Here is a 23,648-nt window from a genome sequence, read left to right as displayed (position 1 = left end):
TTGAAACGAAAAATTATTCAAACTTCCGATGGTTCTTCAACCATTTATTTAGAAGATTTAGATGAACATTATCATTCAAAACACGGAGCCATTCAAGAGGCGTATCATGTGTTTTTGCAAAGCGGTTTTTTTCCGTTTTTAAAAGAGAATAAAGCAAAACAAGTTGCTGTTTTAGAAATTGGTTTTGGAACAGGCTTAAATGCTTTTATTACTTTTTTGGAAGCTCAAAAGCTTGGTGTTGATGTTTTGTATGAAGGGGTAGAGGCGTATCCTGTTTCTATGGACGAAATTAATCTGTTAAATTATTCCGAGCAATTGGAAGCGCAAAACTTGCATGCTGATTTTTTGAAGATGCATCAATGCGAATGGGAAACTTTTCAATCCATTTCAGAAAACTTTCAGCTAAAAAAAAGAAAACAATTCTTCTCAGAAATTACAGATAATACAGTTTTTGATATTATTTATTTTGATGCTTTTGGGGCACGTGTTCAACCCGAACTTTGGGAGGTTTCCATCTTTCAAAAAATGTACGACGCATTAAAGCCAAACGGAGTTTTGGTAACTTATTCGGCAAAGGGAAGTGTGCGTAGAGCAATGCTTGAAGTTGGCTTTTTAGTTGAAAAGCTTCCTGGCCCTCCTGGAAAGCGAGAAATGTTAAGGGCTGTTAAAAAAGCTTAAGGATTTTCTGTAATACCGTTAAATATTCATAATGAGAGTGTTAAACCTTATTTAATATGTGCAGGAAGACAACCGAAAGTTTATACTTTTATAGTAGAATTTGATATTATGAAAATTTTAATTGCAGGTGCAACAGGATTGATAGGAGAAGAGATTGTGAGAATTGCTCACAACAGAGGATATGTTGTGCACTATTTAACTACCAGCAAGGATAAAATTGAGCATGAAAATAACTACAAAGGCTTTTATTGGAATCCGCAAAAAGGGAAAATAGATTTAGATTGTTTTAATGAGGTTGATGCAGTTATAAATTTGGCTGGTGTTTCAATTTCTAAACGTTGGAATTCTATGAACCGCAAGCGAATTCTAAACAGTCGTATCAAGTCGATTGAAACCTTAGATAATGGAATTTCAAAAGTTGTAAATCATCAAATAAAGTCGTTTGTTTCTGCATCGGCTATAGGGATTTACCCACATTCGTTTACTAATTATTATGATGAAGATACAAAAACTGTCGATGATTCTTTTTTAGGTGAAGTTGTTGCGCAATGGGAAGCCACAGCCGATACTTTACAGAAGCATAATTTTAGTGTAGCAAAAGTTAGAACAGGGTTAGTTTTAGCTCCCAATGGAGGCGCGCTACCCAAAATAGCAAAGCCAATTCGCTATTATGGAGGTGCTATTTTTGGCGATGGCGAACAATGGCAAAGTTGGATTCATATTACCGACATTGCAAAAATGTATCTTCATATTATAGAAAACGGTTTAGAAGGCGTGTATAACGGTGTGGCACCAAATCCTGTAACCAATAGTAAACTCACACACGAAATTGCCGAAGTTTATAAAAAGCCATTATTGCTACCCAATATTCCGTATCAATTAATGAAATTGATTTTAGGCGATATGGCATACTTACTTTATGCGAGCCAGAGAGTAAGTGCTAAAAAGATTGAAGAAACAGGTTTCAATTTTAGTTACACCAAAAGTTCGGTTGCTTTAAAAGACGTATTAAATGAAAAAAGCCAATTCCGAGAGGAACTGGCTTAATCATAATTTTATAAAGTGTTTGTAATTAAGCTTTTTTAGCTTTTACAGTAACTTTAATTTCGATATCGTCGTTTACAAACTTATCTCCAAGGTCATCAAAAACCGACTTAGAACCGTAGTTTACATTCCACTCAGTTCTGTCAATTGTAAAACTTTCACTTGAAACAGTAACAGTATCTCCGTTTTCAGAAACAGTAACAGGGAAAGAAATATTCTTTTTATTTCCTTTAATTGCTAAGTTTCCTTGTAAATAAGTTTTACCTTCTTTTTGCTCAACACCAGTAACTTCAAAATATGCAGTTGGGTGCTCTTTTACATTAAAAAAGTGGTCTTCTTTACCTTCAACAGTTCCTTTAAGGTGTGCTTCAAGATTTGCTTTTTGGTCACCGTCTAAATCAGTAACTGTAATCGAATTCATATCGATTAAAAAGTTTCCGCTTTCAACTTTACCATCTTTTAAACTCACTACACCAGACTCAATTGCAATAGTACCAGTGTGCTCTCCTGTTGGTTTTGCTCCAACCCATTCGATAGTACTTTCAGCAGGAATTGCTTTAAACTTAACCGCTTCTGCAGTTACAGCCGTTGCAGCCTCTGCTTCAGAAGTTGTAGTTTCATTCTTTTTATCACTCTTACATGCAGTAAATACAGCTAAACAAGCTATTACTGAAATCGATAAAATACGCTTTTTCATTTTTTACTTTTTATTGATTAGTAATTCAAAAATATAAATACTCTTTGATAAGACTACTAAAATTATGATAAAATTTATTGGTGACATTTTGACATTTTATCATAAATGGCAATACTTTTGCCAACTCATTATAGATAAAATTAAACAAACACTTGCCAGTAGAAATACCAAGGCAAAATACATATATAACAACAATTGTTATTTAAAAATATATTTATGTCGAAGAAGGAAGATATTAATAAAGAAGAAATTACTGCTGAAGAAAATGTAGCAGCTCAAGAAGCAACAGCACAAGAAGCAGAAAATGAAACAGCAAACAAAACACAAGAAGAAGTAGAAGAGATAAGTGCTGAAGAAAAACTTAAAGGAGAATTAGCTTCTGAAAAAGATAAGTTTTTAAGACTTTTTGCTGAATTTGAAAACTACAAAAAGCGTACTTCTAAAGAGCGTATCGAATTGTATAAAACGGCAGGGCAAGACATTATGGTTTCTATGCTTCCTGTTTTGGATGATTTTGACAGAGCTTTAAACGAAATTGCAAAAACAGAAGACAAAGAGTTATTGAAAGGGGTAGAACTCATCAGTAATAAATTGAGAAATACTCTAAACAATAAAGGTTTAGAACTTGTTGAAGCAAATATAGGCGACGCTTTTGATGCCGAATTTCATGAAGCAATTACACAAATTCCAGCGCCTTCAGACGATTTAAAAGGGAAGTTGGTAGATGTAATTGAAAAAGGATACAAGTTAGGCGACAAAGTAATTCGTCATCCAAAAGTGGTAGTAGGGCAATAATTTAAAGACTATTTGTCAGTTAAATTAGTTTAGATGAAGTATGAGCAAAAGGCTCATAAGATTGATGTAAAATAAAAAACATAAAACCGAAAGGACAAACCTTTCTAACATATTTATATGAAGGAAGATTATTACGAAATATTAGGAATTGATAAAAGCGCATCGGCTGCAGAAATTAAAAAAGCATACCGTAAGAAAGCCATTCAATATCACCCAGATAAAAACCCTGGTGATAAAGAGGCCGAAAACATGTTTAAAAAAGCTGCGGAAGCCTATGAGATTTTAAGCGACCCAAATAAAAAACAGCGTTACGACCAATATGGACATGCTGCTTTTGATGGTGCTGGTGGCTTTGGTGGTGGTAGCGGCCATATGAATATGGACGATATCTTTAGCCAATTTGGAGATATTTTCGGCGGTGCCTTTGGTGGTGGCGGAGGTTTTAGTGGCTTCGGTGGTTTTGGTGGCGGAGGCGGTAGAGCCCGTGTTAAAGGTTCAAACCTTAGAATCCGTGTTAAATTAACACTTGAAGAAGTTGCTAATGGTGTTGAGAAGAAAGTAAAAGTTAGACGTAAAGTTCAAGCTTCCGATGTAACGTATAAAACATGTCCGACCTGTAACGGTTCTGGGCAAACAATGCGTGTAACCAACACTATTTTGGGCAGAATGCAAACCGCTACTACGTGTAGTTCTTGTGGTGGAGCAGGACAGATTATCGATAAACGTCCAGCCGATGCTGATGCACAAGGAATGATAGTTAAAGAAGAAACAGTTTCTATCAAAATTCCTGCGGGAGTTGTAGACGGAATGCAACTTAAAGTTACCGGAAAAGGAAATGAAGCTCCTGGAAGCAACAGTATTTCTGGAGATTTGTTGGTGGCTATCGAAGAGCAAGAGCACGACACACTTAAGCGTGAGGGTGATAATCTTCATTTTGATTTGTATGTAAGTATTGCTGAAGCAGTCTTAGGAACTTCAAAAGAAATAGATACCGTATCTGGTAAAGTGAGAATTAAGTTGGAAGAAGGTATCCAATCTGGAAAAATTCTTCGCCTTAAAGGAAAAGGTATTCCAAGTATAAATGGCTACGGACAAGGTGATTTACTCGTACATATAAATGTATGGACGCCTAAAACACTTAATAAAGAACAACGCGAATTCTTTGAGAAAATGTTAGGAGATGATAACTTCAATCCTACACCAGAGAAAAGCGATAAATCGTTTTTTGAAAAAGTAAAAGATATGTTTTCATAATTTAACACTTGTGTTATCTAAAAAAATATATCTTTGTAAAGACACTAGTTCTAACCTAGTGTTAATTTTTTCTTTTTCATAGCAATTTTTTCCCATCCTTGATTTTTTTGAGGGTGGGTTTTTATTTTATATAAAGAGAAAACTATAATGAAACTTTCTTTTTGTAGTTTTTTAATATCCAATATCTTTGAAAAAATCAATTTGATATGCCGAATTTATTAGTCGCTCAAAACGTTTCTAAAAGTTACGGAAATTATACGGCGTTAAACAATGTTTCTTTGGAGATTCCCGAAGGAAGTATTTTTGGTCTTCTAGGTCCAAACGGAGCAGGGAAAACAACTTTTATACGTATCATTAACCAAATTACATATCCAGATACCGGAAGTGTAATTTTTAATGGGGAACAATTAAAACCAGACCACGTACAATTAATAGGCTATTTGCCAGAAGAACGCGGACTCTACAAAAGTATGAAGGTTGGAGAGCAGGCAATGTACCTAGCGCAACTAAAAGGAATGACCAAAAGCGATGCGCAAAAAAAACTTAAATATTGGTTTGAGCGTTTAGAAATTGGAGACTGGTGGCATAAAAAAGTACAAGAGCTTTCAAAGGGAATGGCGCAAAAAATACAGTTTGTGGTTACGGTACTTCACGAACCTAAACTTTTAATTTTTGACGAGCCTTTTAGTGGCTTCGACCCTATAAATGCAAGTTTGATAAAAGACGAAATTCTTCATTTAAAAGAGAATGGCGCAACCGTTATTTTTTCTACACACCGAATGGAATCTGTGGAAGAACTGTGCGACCATATTGCTTTGATAAATAAATCGAAAAAAATTCTCGACGGAAAACTTATCGATATTAAAAGAAACTTTAGAAACGGTACGTATGAAGTTAGTATTGATACGCATCAGCAGGAAGTTTTAAAACAAGAATTGGCAACCAAATTTACAGTTTCGGATGCGCAGTTTAAATCGTTGGACGACGAATTGAAACTCAGAATTAAATTAAACGAAGGCGATACAGCCAATGATTTACTAGGTTTTCTTTCAACGAAAGGAATTGTAAAACACTTTGTAGAAGTAATTCCAACTGCCAACGAAATTTTTATTGAAACGGTAAAACGCAACTAAATGGATAAATTATTACTTATAATTAAACGCGAATATATGGCCAAGGTAAGAAACAAATCCTTTATTGTTCTTACCATTTTGAGTCCGATTATAATTGTTGCCATGATTGCGCTTGTGGTGTATTTGGCACGTGTAAATAGCGAAGAAAAACGCACCATTGCTGTGCTTGATGAGAGTCCGTTTTTTTCCCATCAATTTACAGAAGGAAAAGAAGCTACTTATGTAGATTTTCAGGATATTTCTTTGCAGAATGCTATAGATTCGGTTCATAATGCAGGTTACTACGGACTTATCCATATTCCGGCAGGAAATAAAATAGATGCTGTTGCTGATAAAATACAGTTTTACACAAAAGAATCGCCAAGCATGGATATTCTAAACAGTATCGAAGGTAAAATTGGGCATAACGTTCGTGAGCATAAATTACAAGATTTACATATTTCTCCTGAAGTTTTAGCTACCTTGGAAAGTAATTACGAAATGGATATTGTGAACTTTAGTGGAGAGAAAAACCTCAAAGGAATCAATGAACTAAAAGCCTTTATTGGCGGTGGTTTTGGGTATTTGATAATGATGTTTATTATTATTTACGGAGCTTTTGTAATGCGAAGTGTAATCGAAGAAAAAACAACTCGAATTATCGAAGTTATCATTTCTTCGGTGCGTCCGTTTCAATTGATGCTTGGTAAAATTCTCGGAACTTCTTTGGCTGGAATAACACAGTTTGTCATCTGGATAATTTCCGCAGGAATACTTACTTACGTAGTTTTATCGGTGATGGGAATCGAAGTCGATGCACTGCATTCCAAAGCAAATATTTCTCCAGATGCAATGCAAACTATCAACGAAGTGGCATCACAAGATAAGGTGCAGTTATACGTAAACGAGTTGGTTAAAATTCCGTGGGGAACTTTACTTATTTGCTTTTTCGTGTATTTCTCGTTGGGGTACTTAATTTACAGTTCGATTTACGCAGCCATTGGTGCTGCTGTGGATAACGAAACGGATACGCAACAATTTATGTTTCCTGTAATAACACCATTGATGTTAGGAATTTACGTTGGGTTTTTCTCGGTATTCGAAAATCCGCACGGACCCATTGCTGTTGCGTTTTCACTATTTCCGTTAACATCGCCCATTGTAATGATGATGCGTTTGCCAAATGGCGTTGGCGGAGCAGGCGTACCTTGGTGGCAACTTATTACTTCAATTATATTTTTAATACTTACCTTTTTGTTTATTGTGTGGCTAGCTGCAAAAATTTACCGAGTAGGAATTTTAATGTATGGAAAGAAACCAAGCTACAAAGAAATTTATAAATGGTTAAAATATAAGTAGAGAATATTCTATATTGCAGTTGGTTTTAAATGTTCTTTTTGGAGAAGGATTTTTTCCTTTCCAATAGACAAAAAAAATATACTGATGAAGGAGATTCTTGGCGATATCATAGGGGCTATTAAAAGTTTCTTAGCGTATCCTTTGTATAAAGGCGATTCTACATTTATAAGTGTAGGTACGGTATTGCTTATTATTTTTAGCTGTGTAATAGCGTATTATATTTTAAAATTAATACGAAAACTAATTACCGCAAAACTCCCGTTAGACGACCAACGGAAGTTTATGAGCGTGTTTAAGTTTGCAAATTACATTGTTTACATTCTAGTTGTCATTGCGGTATTAAGTTCGTCTGGAGTCGATTTAACCGTGTTGCTCACTGCCTCGGCAGCTTTGTTTGTTGGTTTGGGGTTTGCTTTGCAATACCTGTTTCAAGATATTATTTCCGGTATTTTAATCATCATGGACCAATCGTTGCATGTTGGCGATATTATTGAAATCAATGGAAAGGTAGGGAAAGTAGTAGACATCCGACTTCGAACAACACGTGCCATTACGCGCGATGATAAAATTATTATTATTCCGAATCATATATTTTTAGTTGAGGTTGTTTATAATTTCACTCAAAACCACAAAACAACTAGAGAAACTATTACTGTTGGAGTTGCTTACGGAAGCGATACTCGTTTGGTAGAAAAACTGCTTTTACAAAGTGTAGAAGAGCAAAAAGGAGTACTTAAAAATCCCAAGCCTAATGTAGTTTTTAACGACTTTGGAGACTCGGCACTTATTTTTAATTTAAACTTTTTCATCAACGATAGTTTTTCCGACCCTCGTATAAAAAGTGATGTACGTTTTAGAATCGATGCTTTGTTTAGAGCCAACAAAATTAGCATTCCGTTTCCGCAGCGAGATATTCATATTATCAATAAATAATTTTTCTGCTGAATTATTTCAGATAAAAACTTTCAATCTTTTTTAAAACACATTAATTGTTTTATTTTTATCAGACTGCATTTTATTGCTGAAGATAAATTGATGATTTTTCAGAAGAATAAAATGTTTAACAGAACTTTTTTCAGCATCAAACACATTAATAATGGCAAAAATACTGGTTATTGAAGACGAAGCAGCAATTCGTCGTGTACTTGTAAAAATACTTTCAGAAGAAAATAAAAACTACGAATTGGCGGAAGCTAGCGACGGACTAGAAGGTATTGAGCTTATTAAAAAGAATGATTACGATTTGGTGCTGTGCGATATTAAAATGCCAAAAATGGATGGGGTTGAAGTGCTGCAAGCGGGAAAAAAATTAAAACCCGAAATTCCGTTTGTTATGATTTCTGGACATGGCGATATTGATACGGCAGTCAATACTATGCGTATGGGTGCCTACGACTATATTTCGAAACCGCCAGATTTAAACCGACTGTTAAACACTGTTAGAAATGCACTCGATAAACAGCAATTGGTGGTTGAAAACAAACTTTTAAAAAAGAAAGTTAGCAAGAATTATGAAATGATTGGAGAAAGTAAAAACATCTCCATGATTAAAGAAATGATTGAAAAAGTAGCACCAACCGATGCTCGTGTGATGATTACGGGTTCTAACGGAACTGGGAAAGAATTGGTAGCGCATTGGATACACGAAAAGAGCGAACGTTCTAAAGCACCGATGATAGAGGTGAATTGTGCAGCAATTCCTTCGGAACTTATAGAAAGTGAATTGTTTGGGCATGTTAAAGGGGCGTTTACATCGGCGGTTAAGGATAGAGCAGGAAAGTTTGAAGCTGCCAATGGAGGAACTATTTTTTTAGATGAAATAGGAGATATGAGTCTTTCTGCACAAGCAAAAGTGCTACGTGCGTTACAAGAAAACAAAATTTCGAGAGTTGGTAGCGATAAAGATATTAAAGTAGATGTGCGTGTTGTTGCAGCGACTAACAAGGATTTGAAAAAGGAAATTGAAGACGGAAAGTTTAGAGAAGACCTTTACCACCGTTTAGCGGTTATTTTAATTGACGTTCCTGCGTTAAACGACCGCAGAGAGGATATTCCGTTACTTATTGAACACTTTAGTAGTAAAATTGCAAGTGAGCAGGGGAGTACGCCAAAGTCGTTTTCGAAAAATGCTATTAAACTTTTACAAGAATACGATTGGACAGGGAATATTAGAGAGTTGCGAAATGTTGTTGAGCGATTAATTATTTTGGGCGGTAAAGAAGTGTCTGAAGAAGATGTAAAACTTTTTGCGAGTAAATAATAATTAACGTGGATTTGGAATAGATATCAATACAGGGGGATATTAACTATCTGTATTTTAATTATTGAATAATACTTTCATTTTTGTCTTGACACAAAAACGAAACAAATAGGTCAGTTTTGCTATAGATTTTTTAATTTTATGTTGAGCTCATTTTAACTATCGTAAAATTTTTTCCATTTTTCGTCCTTTAGCAAGCTCATCAACAAGCTTATCTAAATAACGTACATTTTTGGTTAAAGTATTGTCGATTTCTTCAATTCTGTAGCCACAAATAACACCTGTAATTAAAGTCGCATTAGGATGTAATGTAGCTTTTTCGAAAAAGGTTTTAAAAGTGACTTTGTCTGTAATTAGTTGTTGTATTTGCTGGTTGTCAAAACCTGTAAGCCATGAAATAACTTGAAGTAATTCTGCTTTGGTTCTTCCTTTTTTTTCAACTTTTGTTACATAATGTGGATATACAGAGGCAAACGTCATATTTGCAATTCGTTCGTTGTGTTTGTCGGTAGTTTTCATTTAGAGAAATACAATTAGTTAAGATGCTAAAGTATAAGAAATCCCTATGTTTTTAAAGAAATCGATGAACTGTTTTCTTTCAGTTGTTGAGGTTGAATCGGTTAAGGTTCTTTCTTTTCCATTTTTCAGCTGAAGGTGTATGTTTTTTCTTCCGAAGAATTTACGCTCTGCAACAGACTTTATATCACTAATAGAAATTTCTTCCGCAGTAGATTTTTTCAGTAAAAAATAACTATAAAATAGTAGTGTAATTACCCCGATTAAAATCCAAATAAACCCCATCCACTTTTTTTGTTGTTCATCTAAAAAGAAGAAAAAGTACAAAATAGCGTTTATAACATTAAAAAGAGCAGTAGCTGTGAGAAAAAAGAACTGCATTTTTACACCGTCTTTTATATGGATGGTTTGTGTATCTTGATTGTAACTAAGCTTCATTTGGTTTTATTGTCTCTTTTATATCTATTTCTAGCATCTAAGCCAGATAAAAATCCAAATGCTAGAAAGAAAAATATAAACTTTTTTATTTGAAATGGCGTTCTGTCAGCAACGTCAAACAAAGCCATAATTGTAGCAAATATTAAACCACTAAAAATAAAGAAATAGATAAATTTTTTGTTTTCTGGAGCTAACATACCTTTTACAATTTACACTAAGATAGTAAAAAATCGATATAAATAGTATTACTCGCAATGAGTATTTTCTTTTTATCTGAAAATACTACCAATTCTTTTAAAGATTGAAGGTTTTGAAATAATAACTACACCGTCCAAGACAGAAGTGTAATGATTTCATTTTTCAGAGCAAGGTGTTGGTATGTGTATTTTATATTTCAACTATAAAAACGGTTGTTCTATAAATTTAGCACATTATTTTTTAATAACATAAGTTTTTGCCATTCTATCTTTTAGACTTCTTCCTTTTTTCTCATCATCTGCAAGAAGCATAATTAAATCGATTAAAAAAATCATGGAAAAAACTAAGTTGATGATTCCGGCAGTTGGATACGTTATTCCTAGTTGCGTTGAAAAGTCCCAATAATTTTCAATTTCTACAAGGTTAGGGTTGTTAAATCCTAAATATTGTAGCGGAATACTAGACAGTAGTACAGGAACCATAAAAATTAAACTACGGACTAAAGATTTTTCGAAGTTTATTTTCTGAAAATCAACATCGGTTACTTTAATTTGTAGAATCATTTTACCTAAAGTAGCTTGATATTTACTTTCCATATATGGCTTGTACAGCATCCCTAAAAGAACAATTGGCAGTACTATATAAAAGCTTCTAGCGGTATTGTAATTTAAGTAATTTAAGGTGTAAGACGGAATTCCTATAATAATACTATCAAGGATATACGCGCCAAATCGCTCCCAAAAAGTTGCGTATTTTACAGTGTTATTCATATTGTTTATTTATTTTCTATTTTATAAAGTAATAGTTCTTCAGAATCATTAGGGAGGGTGGTAGTTCCCGAGTATTTTAGTCCGAGTTTCTCTAAAAGTTTTTGAGACGAAGTATTTTCTTTTGAAGTAATAGCCAAAAGTGTTTTCAATTTAAAATGTATAAAAGCAGCTTCTTTTAATATATTAGCAGCTTCAAATGCAAACCCCATTTTTTCATAAGCAGGTAAAAAAGCAAAACCAAGATCTATTCCGTCCAATCCATCGCGATTGTACAATCCGCAGGAACCTATTTTTTGTTGATCTATTTTTCGAATAATGGTGTAGTTTGAGTATCCAAATTCTTTTAGTTGAGGGAGCATTTTTTCTTCGATATACTTTTGAGCAACTTCAACAGAAGTGATTTGTCTATCACCAATATATTGAAGCCACTTGGGCGTATTTAAAAGCTCGTAAATAAAAGGAGCATCATCGATGTTTGTTGGTCTAAGGATTAACCTATCTGTTTCGAAAGTTTGATACATTTTTGTTTTTGCAATTACATTATTTTTTCAGCTAGGTATTTTTGAACTTCATAAACATCAATACTTTTATTGAATTTTTTGCTTACCGATGGCGTATTTTCACTCGAAATCCAAATTTTTAATTCAGCATCCAAATCAAAAGTCCCAGCAGTTTCTAATGAAATTCTAGAAATGTTTTTATAAGGCAAAGACTTGTATTCAACCTTACTGCCAGTTAGCCCTTGAACATCAATTAAAATAAGCCTTCTGTTTGTAAACATAAAAGTATCCCTTAGGAGTTTAAAGCCTAATTCTACGGTTTCGTTTTCTACTAAAAGACGTTTGTATTTTTCGTTTAGTTTTTCAGAAGAAACTTCGCTGGCGTTTCCCATCAACTTATTGAATATTCCCATTGTGTTGAATGCTTGGTTAAGCCATAAATATACAAAGTTTAACTAATTAAGAAGGGATGTTGATTTTTATATTCGGATTGATATTTTTTAAATCTTGTATGAAATTTTGCTGGTCTTTAGGTGAAATAATAAACTCGTTATAGGTTCCGTATTTAATGCTAATACGATTAAAAGATGGAGCAGGGGATGAGAGTATGCTTTTGGTTTTTGAAATATCTGTTATCTGATTAATTTCGATAGGAGCGTAAGAAATAAACCCTGATTTTACTTTTAAAATAGTATTGTCGATTGTATAAGTAGTTTTTAAAAAAAGGTGTAAAACAAATGCAATTATTAAAACTTGTAAGGCGATAACACCAACTGAAACTTCATCATTATTCACTCCAACAAACTGTGTTATTATAGGAATTATTAATGCAATTAATATAATAATAAGTAGCGGATATGAAACTTTGGATTTGTATGTTTTTTTCATTGGTTGTTGTTTCTGTGAAGAGTTGTAATTTTTTCTGCAGAGAAGATTTATCGAATATATTTGGTTTGAACCATATTAAGTAGCTACTTAGCTTCTGTCCTTTGAAGCATTTCTAAGAACTCTTTTTTGTTAATTTTCCCAACAGCATATTCCAAAACTTCTCCTTCAGAATTAACAATAATTGTTGTAGGAGTTACTCCAATTTTAAAATGTTTTACGAGTTCCATAGTGCTTGGATTGTCTATATCAATCAGTACAGGAATAACTTGCGAATTGATAATTTTTTCAACTTCAGTATCTGCAAAAACTTCACGTTTCATAATTCGGCATGGTACACACCATTTTCCTGTGAAAAAAAGGAGGGTGTTTTTATTGGAATTATTAGCGAGTTGGCGGGTGGATGTAATATTTTCGGCCCATTTAACTTCATTTGATGGCGCATAAAACGAATACCAAGCATAGGCCAACGATAACACAAGGAAAGTGAGCCAAAACCATTTCCAAAAAGGATGAGATTTTTTATGTGTCATTTTTTTAGAGGATGTTTCTGTTGTACTCATTTTCGTAATATACTTTTAATTCTGAATAAAAAGAGGAAAGCTGTAATTCGAAATAAAGATACGATATATTTATTGGTATTAATATAATTTGAAACAGCTACGGTTCCAATCGATTTTTAATAGGAACTTTATGTTCATTAAATTCCAAAAGGTTTGGTTTTTAATTCCTTTTGCCATTTAGTTCCGTATTTCTCGTTTAAAAAATTAGAAATCATTTTATTGTTTTCGGTTACTCTTTTGATAGAAAAAGGATCAACTACGCAGTTTTCTTTTTCGAGTCCAATTCCGTATTTATTTTTAAAAACAATATATTCTTCAGGGATAGAATTATCTATTCCGAACATTATAAAATTCACACTACCTTCAGCAATTTGTTGTTCAAATGATTGTGTGTTTTCAGTATTTAAATTTTTAGAAAGCGAAGTTTTATCCATTAAAATAATGGTTATTGAATGCTGTCTGTTATTTATTCGAGTAGGGTAGACAGTATGCGTAATAAAGTCGTCTGAAATAAAATTGAATTGATATTTCCCTTTTTTAGGGAGTGTAATTTTGAAACTTTCTGTTGAGGTTACTTTTATAGTTTGATTTAAACTGATAATTGTAAACGCTCCTGATGAAAAATTCTTGTTTGTTTGATTCTGAAAACTAACGGTTGCAACAATTTCAGTAGCAAAAATAATAGAGGTAAATAGGAGGAGTGTTAAGGTAAAGAATAATTTTTTCATGATTTACTTTTACTAAAGGACGACATAATTTTTAAATCGTTTCAAAATGTTATTGGTGGGGTAGATTAAAAATATTTGGTTATGTATGAAGATTTATTTAAACTTTTTATAGTTCATCCCAGTTTTAAATCCACAAAATGCTAGAAAAACCATTAATAAAATTAGGAAGTAAAAAATAAAACTAGATAAAATATCTAAATAATTTTCTTTTGATTCTGGATTTTGGTCAATTTGATCTATTGCGTTGTTTGTACTTAATGGCAGACTTATGGACCAATTTGAAGTTTGTAAGCTGAAGATATCTATAATCGATTTGATTTCGTTTAAAATCAATATCAGAAAAATTGTCGAAATCATTAAAATTAGATTTGAAGTTAAATTTTTAAAACTTTTATTAAATGTTCTGATGAGGTAGGTGATGAAAAAGACAAAAATTCCTAATAGGGCTATAAAGTGAATGCTGGGCAAAATGAAATAACTGTCGTGAATATTTATGTCAATACTTGAACCAGATTGTAGTCTATCAATTCCGAATATTATTATATTCAAAATTAGAGCGACTGTTATAGTACCTACAAACCAAAATATTTCTTTCTTCTTCAAACTATTAATTTTATATTAAACGTTCAATTATTATAGTATATAATTTTTAAGTATAGGTAAATATACGATAATTTTAGTTTGACACTCTCGTTAGTAACTTCAAGGGGATAACTTAAATAGTTCGTAATTCATACTCATGTCAGAGGAAGTTAACTTCGGTGTAATTTCGGTTAAATATTGTTGTAAACAGATGTTTCACTCAGTTTTTAATCTTCACACAACTGGAGTAACTTTAATACAGTTTTCCAATTTCTTGTTGTAGCTCGAACTTTCAAGTGTTTTTCGAAAAAAATGTTTGTGAGTTTAGATTGATGATACTTCCCTGAACAAAAAATATATGCGTCTTTATTATCAATTTTGAATTTGTCTGGTTCAGCATTGAAAGTTAGTGCTTTTTGAAAGTTTTCTATATCTGGTTTTTCTTTCAAAAAGGTTAAATGCAGTTGCTTGACATCTGTATCTTTATCAATGAAAGGGTTGTTGTTTATTGAATTATCAAGTTCTTTTTCCGTTCTTACAATTACAGGAACATCAAATCCATATTTTTCGGTAATTGCTTTTTCAAGGATGTTTTCTAATTGAGAGTTTGGTTTGTCGGATTTAAAAATTAGATTTCCGCTTTGAATGTAAGTTTTTACATCTTCTAACCCCAATTGTTCACACATCGACTTAAGATCGTGCATTATGATTTTACGTTTTCCTCCAACATTTATTCCTCTTAAAATTGCAATTTTTTTGTTCACTAAGCTAGTTTTTTAAATTGTTGTTTTATTTGTACGCTATTGCTGCACTTGTTGGTCCTGACAAAGGTAGAATTGTAGTTGATTTAAAACCAGTCTTTTTAGTCCATTTACTAAAATCGGATAGTGTGTAATCAAAACCAGTACCAGTTTCTATCAGCATATTTAGACTCATCATTAAACCGAAAGCATTTTCATTTCTATTTTCGTCAATAATTCCCTCGATAGCTATTAAAGCACCACCTTCTGGAATAGCGTCATAGGCCTTTTGGATGAGCATCATTTTTGTGTCTTCATCCCAATCGTGTAAAACATTTCCCATAGTTATAATATCTGCTTTAGGGAATGGATCTTTAAAGAAGTCGCCAGATTTAACTTTGACTCTATCTTGAAGTTGAAATTTCTCTATTGTATCAATTGCAATAGGTGAAACTTGTGGTAAATCCCAAGTGGTACAATTCATATGAGGATTATATTTAGCAACCGTCGACGAAAGGAGCCCTCCAGAACCTCCAACGTCTACTAAAGAATTAACATTTGAGAAATCGAATCCATGAGCCAAAGCCATGAAGTTTCCCATCTGGATGCCACTCATTGCATGCACAAACTCTCTAAGCCTATCTGAGTCTGCATAAATTTTTTCAAATATATTGTCTCCGTTTTTAGCTTCATTTTGAGGTTGTCCGGTTAATAGTCCATTCTCAAGATTTCCCCAAAAGGAGTAGAGTCTGTTATTTAGCATTTCAAGAATTCCTCCTATATAAGATTGTTTATTTTTATCTAAAAAGAAATCGGTATTGATACTATTCGAATAATTGGCTGTTTCTAAAATACCATCACGATTTAAAAAACCAAATGAAGTTAAGGCATCAAGAAAATCAAATGTATGCCTATCGGAACATTTAAAACCTAAAAGAGATTTTATTTGATTGGCAGTCATTGTTTTTTGCTCGGCAAGAATAGTGAATAATTGAAACTTAATTGCACTCAATAGAATTTTTGAAGCCCAAAATCCTGAGCCAATTTGCATTATTTTTTCTGGTGTTGGTTGGTTAGGTTGATGTTCCATTTTTATGTTTATATAGTTTTTATTACATTAAAACAACGTGTAATTAGTTGTTTTACAGTTTATTATTTGGAACTTATAAATAAAAACAGGAAAATGAGAACGTTTATTGAGAAAAGGATTTTTTCAAAGGGAAAATCCCCAGTAATGGTTTTTACAGGGGGTTGTGCACAAGTACTTTTATGCTCTAAATTATTTCTGAATAAAAAATTAAATAGTTTTATTTTTAAATTCGGTTTTCGATTAATTTCTTGGTAATAAAGAATCCGATTATTGTAAGATTTAGGGTGTCTTGTCCTGAAATATGGCTACAGGTTAAACTTGATTTAAGCAGTTAATTTGTATACCATATGGTGTTTTAAAATCTAAAGATAAGTGTAATCTTACTTCGTTGTATAATTTAATTGCATTTTTTGTTGCTCTTTTAGCGTGTGTAGTATTTATAAAGGTCTGGTCAAGATAAAACTCGTCTTTTAAAATACCATTTACACGTTCTGCAAGCGCGTTTTCGTAACAATGATTTTCTTCTGTCATACTTATATCAATATGCTTTCTTTTAAGTATCTGGGTGTATACGTTGCTACAATATTGTATGCCTCTGTCAGAGTGATGGATGAGACCATCGATGTTTTTTGCTTGATATAAAGCTTTATTTAATGCCCTAACACAGCCACTTAGTTCTAAGCTATCACTTAGGTCGTAACCTACTATTTTTCTTGAATAAGCATCGGTTATGAGAGCCAAATAGCAAAAGCCTTTTAAGGTTCTGACGTAGGTTATATCACTAACCCAAACCTGGTTAGGTCTTTTTACAATTACATCTTTAGTAATGTTTTTGTACTTACGGAACCTGTGTAAAGAATTAGTTGTTCTAGCACTATATTTTTTGCGTAAGGTGAGCATATTATTAGCTCTAAGCACCTTGAACAGCGTATCTCTTCCAACTTTAATATTGGCTTTATCAAACTCAGCGTTTAATGATCTTATCATTTTCCGAACACCTTCTCTAGGTAAGGATTTGCGTCGCTCCTTGATAATTTGAATGATTTGGTTTTCTATTTCCAGACGTTTTTGTTCTCTGGTTTTAAACTTATAGTAAGCATCTCTTTTTAAACCAAAACAAGCACAAATAGTAGTGAGTGGAGCAAATCCATTACTCTTGATTTTAGCTTTGATTAAGGCTTGATACTTAGTTTTTTTTTAAGTTCAGTAACACTCTTATAGCCTAGTTTCTCAGCAGCTACTTCCAAATAGGATTCTTCAACCATGGCATCTAGATCCTTTTTTAATAAAAGCTTTTTAAGCTGTTCAATCTCTTTTTGTAGCTCTTTAATACGTGTTATTTCATCTTTTGTTTCCACTTTAATTCTGGTGTTCATTAGGTCTTTACGTTCGTATTTCCTGATCCATTCGTTGATGGTTGTAGGGTTTATTCCGTAGAGTTTACCTAATTGGTTTTTGTTAAGTTTTCCAGTGGTAAGTTCGTCTAAAATTTTCAATTTAAACGATTCGCTGTAGCGTCTAATTACTTTGTCATTTTTGTACATAATTATTAAAATTATGTAGCCTTATTTCCGGACGGGTCATTATACTGCACAACGGTCTCGGCTATGAGTAGTTGCGTGGTTTATCACTAAACTTTGCAAGTACATACCAAACTGAAAATCCGAGAGGATTTTCAGAAGTAGGCGAGACCGAGCAATTACTTATAGCCATTGTTGGCTTTTAGTGCTTTTATTTTATTGGCCTTTGTTTTGTCCCTCGAAAGTTAATGATTTCAATTAATTCCTTTTCTGGTCGAATTCTGTAGATTATATAATTGTTTTTATCAACTAATCCTTTATGAACATTTTTAAACTTTCCAGTTTGAGGACAAATTTTTGGGTATTTACTTATTCGGTTTACAAGGTCTTTTATATTCTGTTCTAAATTCAGAATTTCTATTATTGTCCATTCCTTTTCTAAATAATCTAAAACCTTATTTAATCCATTTTCAGCTTGTGGTGTCCAAACGATTTTTAATGCCATTTATCAAAACGTTTCATTACTGTTTCATTAGCTTTATACTCTTCTTTATCAGCTTGGGCTAAACCAGTTTTGATTTCTTCTTGTTCCTTTTTAGACATTTCACTCCACCAGTCAACTTGCTCTTCTTCGAAAACAGATTTAAGTTTTTTTAAAATACTTTCTTTCTGTGTTTGAAGTAAAAGATGCATTAATTCTAATTTTGTGGTTTCTATATTCATAATCCCAACTTTTATTATAACAAAGATAGTTTTTTATCCGTAAACTTTATTCCGAATTAATTTAATGATAATATCTTGGCTTAAGATTTGATGATTTTTAATGTTTTTCAGCATTAAAGCCAACGGTTACATGTATGGTTTGTTGCGTGAAAATCCGTAGGATTTTCAGGTTTAAGAAACTAAGATAGCAAAAACGCCCGAATTTCCGCAAGGAAATTCCGTAGCAATGAACTGTACATATTGTTGTGCAGTGTAAGTCAAAACGCAAACCTTAGCAAACTAACTGCAAAAAGCAAAGTTGTTACGTATTGCTTACGTACAGATTGGTGGCAGGCTACCGTGCGTTTGCTTTTTGCCTTTGTCTTTAAAAACTGAACTTTTAAATAAACACCGATGGAAAGGGAACTGCATTTAGATGCCTTAAAAAACTAAAAAACGAGTAGAGAAGAAGTTGGCTTTTTTAAACACTTTTTATACTGCACAACGGTCTCGGCTATGAGTAGTTGCGTGGTTTAGCACTTAACTTTGCAAGTACACACCAAACTGAAAATCCTCGCGGATTTTCAGAAGTAGACGAGAAAAAGCAATTACTTATAGCCAATGTTAGCAACTGGTTTTATTTAAATTAGTTTATTAGTCAATTCCAAGTCTTTTTTCCATTTCTCGCCATTGTTTACCGAATTCAATTTGTTCTTCTACTGCTTTTCGTTTTTCTTCAGGTAAACATTGAATACAAGTCGGATATTGAATTCCCTTGTAAAACTCCTTACACTTTGGACATAATTCCATTCTGTGCAAGTCATAGTTAGAAGCACACTTTCTACAAGCTGTTATTGTATCTTCAAACGAAAGGTATTTGATGTTGTCGTTTAGATATAGCAAAAATGCTTTTTTTTCAATAGATTCAGTGTCTTTATCCTTTGCTTTATTCCTTTGAAACCAATATTTAATATTTGATAGGTTATGTTTGTTGTTCCATTTGTCTTTAGACACGAAACACTTGTCTCTCACTTCATAAGCGTCCTCATCTTCGAAAAAAATGGAAATCAGTTCGCTTGCTGACCTATAATTTGCTTCATCAAATTCGTGTTTACAATCTGCACAACGATATTTTGGCATTTTTCTTACCCTTTCGCTTGGGTTTTTACTATTACAATTTGGACACAAAGGAATAGGGATATATTCATAATCATTTAATACGTGATTCCGAAATTCAGTTTTATCTATTTTGGAATTGCTATTAATATATTGATTAGTATAATTTCTTGTTATCTCTTTCAAATATTCGCTGTATTTTTTTGGATGAGAAAGATGCTGTAGTGTTAAAGTTTCTTTACTATTACATATTTGGCATTTTTCTTTAATGATTTTCAATCTTCTTTCTTTCCAATCTTTTGAGTGCCAAGACCGTTGTCCTTCTTTGAAGTCTTTCCAACACTGCTCTTTTGCAAGTTCTATCCCAATCTCATTATTTATGAGTTTGTCTCTCAATTCTATAAGCTCGTTATATGTTAACATTCGATCTTTATGTATGAGTTGATGAACGCAATGTTGGTTTAACTTGTTGCCAACGGGCTCGGCTATGAGTAGTTGCGTGGTTTTGTACTTAACTTTGCAAGTACACACCAAACTGAAAATCCAAGAGGATTTTCAGAAGTAGGCGGGAATAAGCAATTACTTATAGCCATTGTTGGCAACTGGCTTTTTATTCAGTTTCATTTATTTTATCAGGGTCTTGTCTCGTGTCAAAAACATTTGCAATTTCGATACGTCTAAAGTCATAATTTATCCAATAAACTATTTTGTAATTCTTAAACACTAAATATCGAAATTCTTGTTCTCTATGTTTCAAGCTGGTTTCAACTTGTCCAATTTCTGGTTGCTTTTCAATACCAATAGTCGAATCAACGATTCCATTAACTAAATTTTCAGCTACTCTTTTACTTGCTTTGATTAAATAATAGCTGTAAATATCCTCAAGTTTGTTTTCCGCAAGCTCTAACCAATAAACTTCTAACTCCATTTTTGGATTTTAGCCTTTAAATCCGTTGCTTTTATCATTCGTCCATTTTTTGAGTCTTCCATTGCTTGGTCAATTTCTGCGTTATATTGCTCCATTGTCATTGGCTTGAAGTTCTTTTCAGTTAATTCAGCTTTTCTTTTGCGTAATAATTTTTCAAGTCCGCTAACGATTTCCTCATTTTGAAGTCTTAAAAATTCTTGAACAAATGATATTTTTCTTGCTTCTAAATCCATTTCCTTTTGTCTTTTTATCAAAGATACAAAATTATCAATTTCGGTTGATTTGTATGATTGTCGATTTTTTTTTCAGCTTGTTGCCAACGGTTTTGTGTATGATTAGTGGCGTGTTCCACGCACCTAATTTAGAAAAAAAACGAATAGAAAATCCGCGAGGATTTTCGTAAGCAAGCTCGAACTAGCAATTAATTATACACGGTGTTGTACGCTGGCTTATTTTTTATTTTCTCTCCAATTAGCTAACTGGTTAAAAAGATTCCATTTAACATTATCTAGTGATTTTGATAATTCTTCTTTACTAAATCCTGATTCCATAAGAAATGAACAAACTAGTAAAAGCTTTAATTTTTCTGACAGATAGAATAAATCACTTCCTTTAAGTGCATTTTTCTTACTACTACTTGAATAATGTGTATAGTAGTTTCTAGAATGTTTTACTTGAAAAACGAATTTATCTTTATCAGGAATTATTTTGTCAATTATTTCATTAGAGTATTTTTCCGTTATTTCCTCAAGTCTCAAATGTAGATTAAGATTATTGCCAAAGTTGAATTGTTCTTTTAACCATTTATGATATTTTGAATCTGTTGTTTTTAAGATTTCTTCTTTCATAATGTTGTATTCTTCTCTGGGAATTTTTGTGTGATTATGAATTCTAGCGTGAAATGTTTCGGCAGATTGAGCAAGGTTTAAGAAAGAATTTTCATTAAATCTTGTTCCTTGATAGAATTGGTCAAAAAGAAGATTAAAGGCTGGTTCTAATAAGTCATATTTTCCATACCAGTTTTTAATTAATTCAGGGAATTTAGATGCTATTTCTCGATAACTAAAAATCATTTCTCTAAATGATTTAGGTTTGTCATAATTTCCAGAATCAAATGTTGAGAAAAATAATTCAATGTTTTTTTTAAATTCTATTCCATCTGGTAATATTTCTTTATGGCTTTCCCCTTTCAATTTTACAGATAAAATAAAAGTGTTCTTGTAAAGTGCTAGAAGTAAAAAGTTTTGAAATCTATTAACTTTTTTTAGAAGTTCAGAAAAATTAGTTTCTTTCTTTGAGTCAATTTGAAATTGTACTTGTTGACTAATTTGTTGACTTTTTTGATAAATTGACAAGCCTGAAATATTTACACTAAAACTAAATTTACCAGAGTATGTCTTATCTATTTCAAATTCAATTGATTCAGGTAATTTATAATTAATGCTATATTCGTGATTTTTAAATTTTTCATAATCAAGTTTATCTCTTTTAAAACCACTAATTCCTACCCATTCATCTAGGTTAAATATTTCAGCTGATATATTATCAAATATTAATTCGTCAGTTTTAGAAACGTGTAAACCAATAAAAATATATGAGATTAAATAAGTTATGGAAGATTTTCCAGATTCTTTACCTTGTACTAAAGTTGCTCCTCCGGATTTTGTCATAAAGCAACCCGAAAGAGTGATTTCTTTACTTTTACTTGATATTCCAAGTATTATTTCTTGATCTTTAAATTCTGGGAAAATTTCATCAGAAGTTAAACTGCCATATAATTCAAGAGTAGATTTACCGTTTTTCTCAAAGTTTAATGTACCGTGAACTCTATTTTGTTGATTAGGTAGAAACCATTCACCAATTATTTTAAAATTTTCTTTCATTAATATGTAAGTGGTTTTTTAAAGCTTGCGTACAACGGTCTCGGCTATGAACAGTTGCGTGGGTTAGCACGGACTTTTACAAGTACACGACAAGCTGAAAATTCCGCAGGAATTTTCAGGGTAAGCCTGTGATAGCAATTGTTTATAGCCATTGTTGTGTGTAGTGCTTTTTATTCAGTCGCCAAATCCAGTTTCTGGTTTAGCAATTCCACATTAAAATTAATTTTTGCGTTCAAAGCTCTAAAAACCTTTAGAATGGTTTCAAATCTGGCATCGGTCAGATTATTTTCGATTTTCGAGATTTGTGCTTTTTTAACGCCAATCAGTTCTCCAAGTTGGGTCTGGGTCAACTTTCTTTCTTTTCGAGCCTGCTTGATTGCCTCTCCGATTAAGTCAAGCCGCAATTCGTTTTCATAAGCATCTCTTTCCGCTGTACCTTTTTTTCCAAGGTATTTGTCTTTTACTTCGTCAAGCGTGTATGTTTTCATCACTTCTTGTTTTTGAATTCAAAATATTTGTTCATCACTTCGGTCGCTTTGTCAATTTCCTTTTTTGGTGTTTTCTGCGTTTTCTTGACAATTCCGTGAGTTGCGATTACGATAGTCACTTTGTTGTCCGATTTATCCCAAAATGCAAATAATCGGTATTGTTTTTTGTTATACAAAGTCCGAAATTCCCAAATATCCGAAGTCAGTTTTTTAAAGAGAGTGTTATCAGTTTTAACTTTCGCTCTGTCAATATTAAACAGGATTTTATTCCGAGCTTTTCTGTCAATTCCATCGAGAAATTCAAAGACTTCTTTAAAAAACTCAACTTTAAATTTTTCTGTCATTCAGATATTAGTTTGCTACAAAGGTAAAAGTTTCCTTTTTAGGAAACAAATTTAATTTTGAAAATGGATTTTTTTTGCATTACACACAACGGTTGCATGTATGGTTTGTTGCGTGAAAATCCGTTAGGATTTTCAGATTAAGAAACTAAGATAGCAAAAACGCCCGAATTTCCGCGAGGAAATTCCACAGCAATGAACTGTACATATTGTTGTGCAGTGTAAGTCAAAACGCAAAACTTAGTAAATTAACCGCAAAAAGCAAAGTTGTTACGTATTGCTTAAGTACAGATTTGTGGCAGGCTACCGTGCGTTTGCTTTTTGCCTTTGTCTTTAAAAATTAAACTTTTAAATATACACCGACGGAAAAGGAACTGCATTTACCTGCCTTAAAAACTAAAAAAAGGAGTAGAGAAGAAGTTAGTTTTTTTTAAACACTTTTTATACTGTACAACGGTTAA

Annotated in this window: 31 protein-coding genes; 8 read left to right on the top strand and 23 right to left on the bottom strand. The window is 32.6% G+C overall.

All coding sequences use genetic code 11. The features are described 5' to 3' along the window. Positions 1-678, top strand: a complete 678-nt coding sequence (gene mnmD / locus JMA43_RS05935) for a tRNA (5-methylaminomethyl-2-thiouridine)(34)-methyltransferase MnmD (RefSeq protein WP_342155502.1) — start codon at positions 1-3, stop codon at positions 676-678. Positions 679-786: 108 nt separating this feature from the next. Further along, complete coding sequence (locus JMA43_RS05930) at positions 787-1,725, top strand: TIGR01777 family oxidoreductase (protein WP_342155500.1); 939 nt, start codon at positions 787-789, stop codon at positions 1,723-1,725. A gap of 25 nt (positions 1,726-1,750) precedes the next feature. Here JMA43_RS05930 and JMA43_RS05925 read toward each other — a convergent pair whose 3' ends face one another. Beyond that, the gene (locus JMA43_RS05925; protein WP_342155499.1) at positions 1,751-2,419 is read right to left on the bottom strand and encodes a YceI family protein; all 669 of its coding nucleotides are present in this window, start codon (positions 2,417-2,419) and stop codon (positions 1,751-1,753) included. Between the two features lie 216 nt (positions 2,420-2,635). On the opposite strand from JMA43_RS05925, the gene JMA43_RS05920 reads away from it, so the two are divergent. From JMA43_RS05920 to JMA43_RS05895, 6 genes are all read left to right on the top strand, one after another. Then, positions 2,636-3,214, top strand: coding sequence for a nucleotide exchange factor GrpE (locus JMA43_RS05920; protein WP_342155498.1), 579 nt, complete (start codon positions 2,636-2,638; stop codon positions 3,212-3,214). 117 nt (positions 3,215-3,331) lie between these two features. Beyond that, positions 3,332-4,468 carry a molecular chaperone DnaJ gene (gene dnaJ / locus JMA43_RS05915; protein WP_342155497.1) on the top strand — a complete coding sequence of 379 codons (1,137 nt, stop codon included), beginning with the start codon at positions 3,332-3,334 and terminating at the stop codon, positions 4,466-4,468. Between the two features lie 206 nt (positions 4,469-4,674). Further along, entirely contained in the window at positions 4,675-5,601 is a 927-nt protein-coding gene (locus JMA43_RS05910) for an ABC transporter ATP-binding protein (protein ID WP_342155496.1), read from the top strand. Continuing rightward, a complete protein-coding gene (locus tag JMA43_RS05905) occupies positions 5,602-6,939 on the top strand; it encodes an ABC transporter permease (protein WP_342155494.1) in 1,338 nt (445 codons plus the stop codon). 84 nt (positions 6,940-7,023) lie between these two features. Beyond that, positions 7,024-7,872 (top strand): mechanosensitive ion channel family protein, encoded by an 849-nt coding sequence (locus JMA43_RS05900; protein ID WP_342155492.1) that lies wholly within the window; start codon positions 7,024-7,026, stop codon positions 7,870-7,872. 163 nt (positions 7,873-8,035) lie between these two features. After that, positions 8,036-9,199: a sigma-54-dependent transcriptional regulator gene (locus JMA43_RS05895; protein WP_342155490.1), complete on the top strand. Its 1,164-nt coding sequence runs from the start codon at positions 8,036-8,038 to the stop codon at positions 9,197-9,199. 159 nt (positions 9,200-9,358) lie between these two features. Here the strand turns inward: JMA43_RS05895 and JMA43_RS05890 are convergent, their stop codons facing one another. The 22 genes from JMA43_RS05890 to JMA43_RS05785 all read right to left on the bottom strand — a co-directional run bounded on the left by JMA43_RS05890 (position 9,359) and on the right by JMA43_RS05785 (position 23,190). Further along, positions 9,359-9,718 carry a DUF2200 domain-containing protein gene (locus tag JMA43_RS05890; protein ID WP_342155488.1) on the bottom strand — a complete coding sequence of 120 codons (360 nt, stop codon included), beginning with the start codon at positions 9,716-9,718 and terminating at the stop codon, positions 9,359-9,361. Between the two features lie 18 nt (positions 9,719-9,736). Beyond that, positions 9,737-10,153, bottom strand: coding sequence for a hypothetical protein (locus tag JMA43_RS05885; RefSeq protein WP_342155487.1), 417 nt, complete (start codon positions 10,151-10,153; stop codon positions 9,737-9,739). Then, positions 10,150-10,350, bottom strand: a complete 201-nt coding sequence (locus tag JMA43_RS05880) for a hypothetical protein (RefSeq protein ID WP_342155486.1) — start codon at positions 10,348-10,350, stop codon at positions 10,150-10,152. Before JMA43_RS05880 ends, JMA43_RS05885 begins: the two co-directional genes overlap by 4 nt. A 234-nt stretch (positions 10,351-10,584) precedes the next feature. Further along, positions 10,585-11,121, bottom strand: a complete 537-nt coding sequence (locus JMA43_RS05875) for an RDD family protein (RefSeq protein ID WP_342155485.1) — start codon at positions 11,119-11,121, stop codon at positions 10,585-10,587. A 5-nt stretch (positions 11,122-11,126) separates the two neighbouring features. After that, a complete protein-coding gene (locus JMA43_RS05870; protein ID WP_342155483.1) occupies positions 11,127-11,642 on the bottom strand; it encodes a GNAT family N-acetyltransferase in 516 nt (171 codons plus the stop codon). A gap of 14 nt (positions 11,643-11,656) precedes the next feature. Further along, the gene (locus tag JMA43_RS05865; RefSeq protein WP_342155482.1) at positions 11,657-12,034 is read right to left on the bottom strand and encodes a PH domain-containing protein; all 378 of its coding nucleotides are present in this window, start codon (positions 12,032-12,034) and stop codon (positions 11,657-11,659) included. A 46-nt stretch (positions 12,035-12,080) separates the two neighbouring features. Continuing rightward, positions 12,081-12,509, bottom strand: a complete 429-nt coding sequence (locus JMA43_RS05860; RefSeq protein WP_342155481.1) for a PH domain-containing protein — start codon at positions 12,507-12,509, stop codon at positions 12,081-12,083. A gap of 83 nt (positions 12,510-12,592) precedes the next feature. Next, a complete protein-coding gene (locus JMA43_RS05855) occupies positions 12,593-13,069 on the bottom strand; it encodes a thioredoxin family protein (protein WP_342155479.1) in 477 nt (158 codons plus the stop codon). A gap of 137 nt (positions 13,070-13,206) precedes the next feature. Then, positions 13,207-13,797: an FEKKY domain-containing protein gene (locus tag JMA43_RS05850; RefSeq protein WP_342155478.1), complete on the bottom strand. Its 591-nt coding sequence runs from the start codon at positions 13,795-13,797 to the stop codon at positions 13,207-13,209. A gap of 93 nt (positions 13,798-13,890) precedes the next feature. Further along, positions 13,891-14,400, bottom strand: a complete 510-nt coding sequence (locus JMA43_RS05845; protein ID WP_342155477.1) for a hypothetical protein — start codon at positions 14,398-14,400, stop codon at positions 13,891-13,893. A 206-nt stretch (positions 14,401-14,606) separates the two neighbouring features. After that, positions 14,607-15,143: a DUF1697 domain-containing protein gene (locus JMA43_RS05840; RefSeq protein WP_342155475.1), complete on the bottom strand. Its 537-nt coding sequence runs from the start codon at positions 15,141-15,143 to the stop codon at positions 14,607-14,609. Between the two features lie 25 nt (positions 15,144-15,168). Further along, positions 15,169-16,209, bottom strand: coding sequence for a methyltransferase (locus JMA43_RS05835; RefSeq protein WP_342155473.1), 1,041 nt, complete (start codon positions 16,207-16,209; stop codon positions 15,169-15,171). 312 nt (positions 16,210-16,521) lie between these two features. Beyond that, a complete protein-coding gene (locus JMA43_RS05830; protein ID WP_342155781.1) occupies positions 16,522-17,337 on the bottom strand; it encodes an IS3 family transposase in 816 nt (271 codons plus the stop codon). A gap of 44 nt (positions 17,338-17,381) precedes the next feature. Beyond that, positions 17,382-17,753, bottom strand: coding sequence for a transposase (locus tag JMA43_RS05825; RefSeq protein ID WP_342155471.1), 372 nt, complete (start codon positions 17,751-17,753; stop codon positions 17,382-17,384). A gap of 187 nt (positions 17,754-17,940) precedes the next feature. Then, entirely contained in the window at positions 17,941-18,234 is a 294-nt protein-coding gene (locus JMA43_RS05820) for a type II toxin-antitoxin system RelE/ParE family toxin (RefSeq protein WP_342155470.1), read from the bottom strand. Then, a complete protein-coding gene (locus JMA43_RS05815) occupies positions 18,225-18,452 on the bottom strand; it encodes a hypothetical protein (protein ID WP_342155468.1) in 228 nt (75 codons plus the stop codon). The genes JMA43_RS05820 and JMA43_RS05815 overlap by 10 nt, the downstream gene beginning before the upstream one ends. 633 nt (positions 18,453-19,085) lie before the next feature. Beyond that, complete coding sequence (locus tag JMA43_RS05810; RefSeq protein WP_342155466.1) at positions 19,086-19,970, bottom strand: hypothetical protein; 885 nt, start codon at positions 19,968-19,970, stop codon at positions 19,086-19,088. A 187-nt stretch (positions 19,971-20,157) separates the two neighbouring features. Further along, positions 20,158-20,475: a type II toxin-antitoxin system RelE/ParE family toxin gene (locus tag JMA43_RS05805; protein WP_342155465.1), complete on the bottom strand. Its 318-nt coding sequence runs from the start codon at positions 20,473-20,475 to the stop codon at positions 20,158-20,160. Next, positions 20,466-20,708, bottom strand: a complete 243-nt coding sequence (locus tag JMA43_RS05800; RefSeq protein WP_342155463.1) for a hypothetical protein — start codon at positions 20,706-20,708, stop codon at positions 20,466-20,468. The genes JMA43_RS05805 and JMA43_RS05800 overlap by 10 nt, the downstream gene beginning before the upstream one ends. Positions 20,709-20,924: 216 nt before the next feature. After that, the gene (locus JMA43_RS05795; RefSeq protein ID WP_342155462.1) at positions 20,925-22,358 is read right to left on the bottom strand and encodes an ApeA N-terminal domain 1-containing protein; all 1,434 of its coding nucleotides are present in this window, start codon (positions 22,356-22,358) and stop codon (positions 20,925-20,927) included. A gap of 170 nt (positions 22,359-22,528) precedes the next feature. Continuing rightward, entirely contained in the window at positions 22,529-22,846 is a 318-nt protein-coding gene (locus JMA43_RS05790) for a helix-turn-helix domain-containing protein (RefSeq protein ID WP_342155461.1), read from the bottom strand. Next, on the bottom strand, positions 22,846-23,190 hold the full coding sequence (locus JMA43_RS05785) for a type II toxin-antitoxin system RelE/ParE family toxin (RefSeq protein WP_342155460.1): 345 nt from the start codon (positions 23,188-23,190) through the stop codon (positions 22,846-22,848). The genes JMA43_RS05790 and JMA43_RS05785 overlap by 1 nt, the downstream gene beginning before the upstream one ends. Positions 23,191-23,648: the final 458 nt, after the last annotated feature.

Origin of the sequence: Joostella sp. CR20 (genome assembly GCF_038433465.1) — a bacterium.
Taxonomy (GTDB): domain Bacteria; phylum Bacteroidota; class Bacteroidia; order Flavobacteriales; family Flavobacteriaceae; genus Galbibacter.
This window is presented reverse-complemented; position numbering and strand designations above follow the sequence as displayed.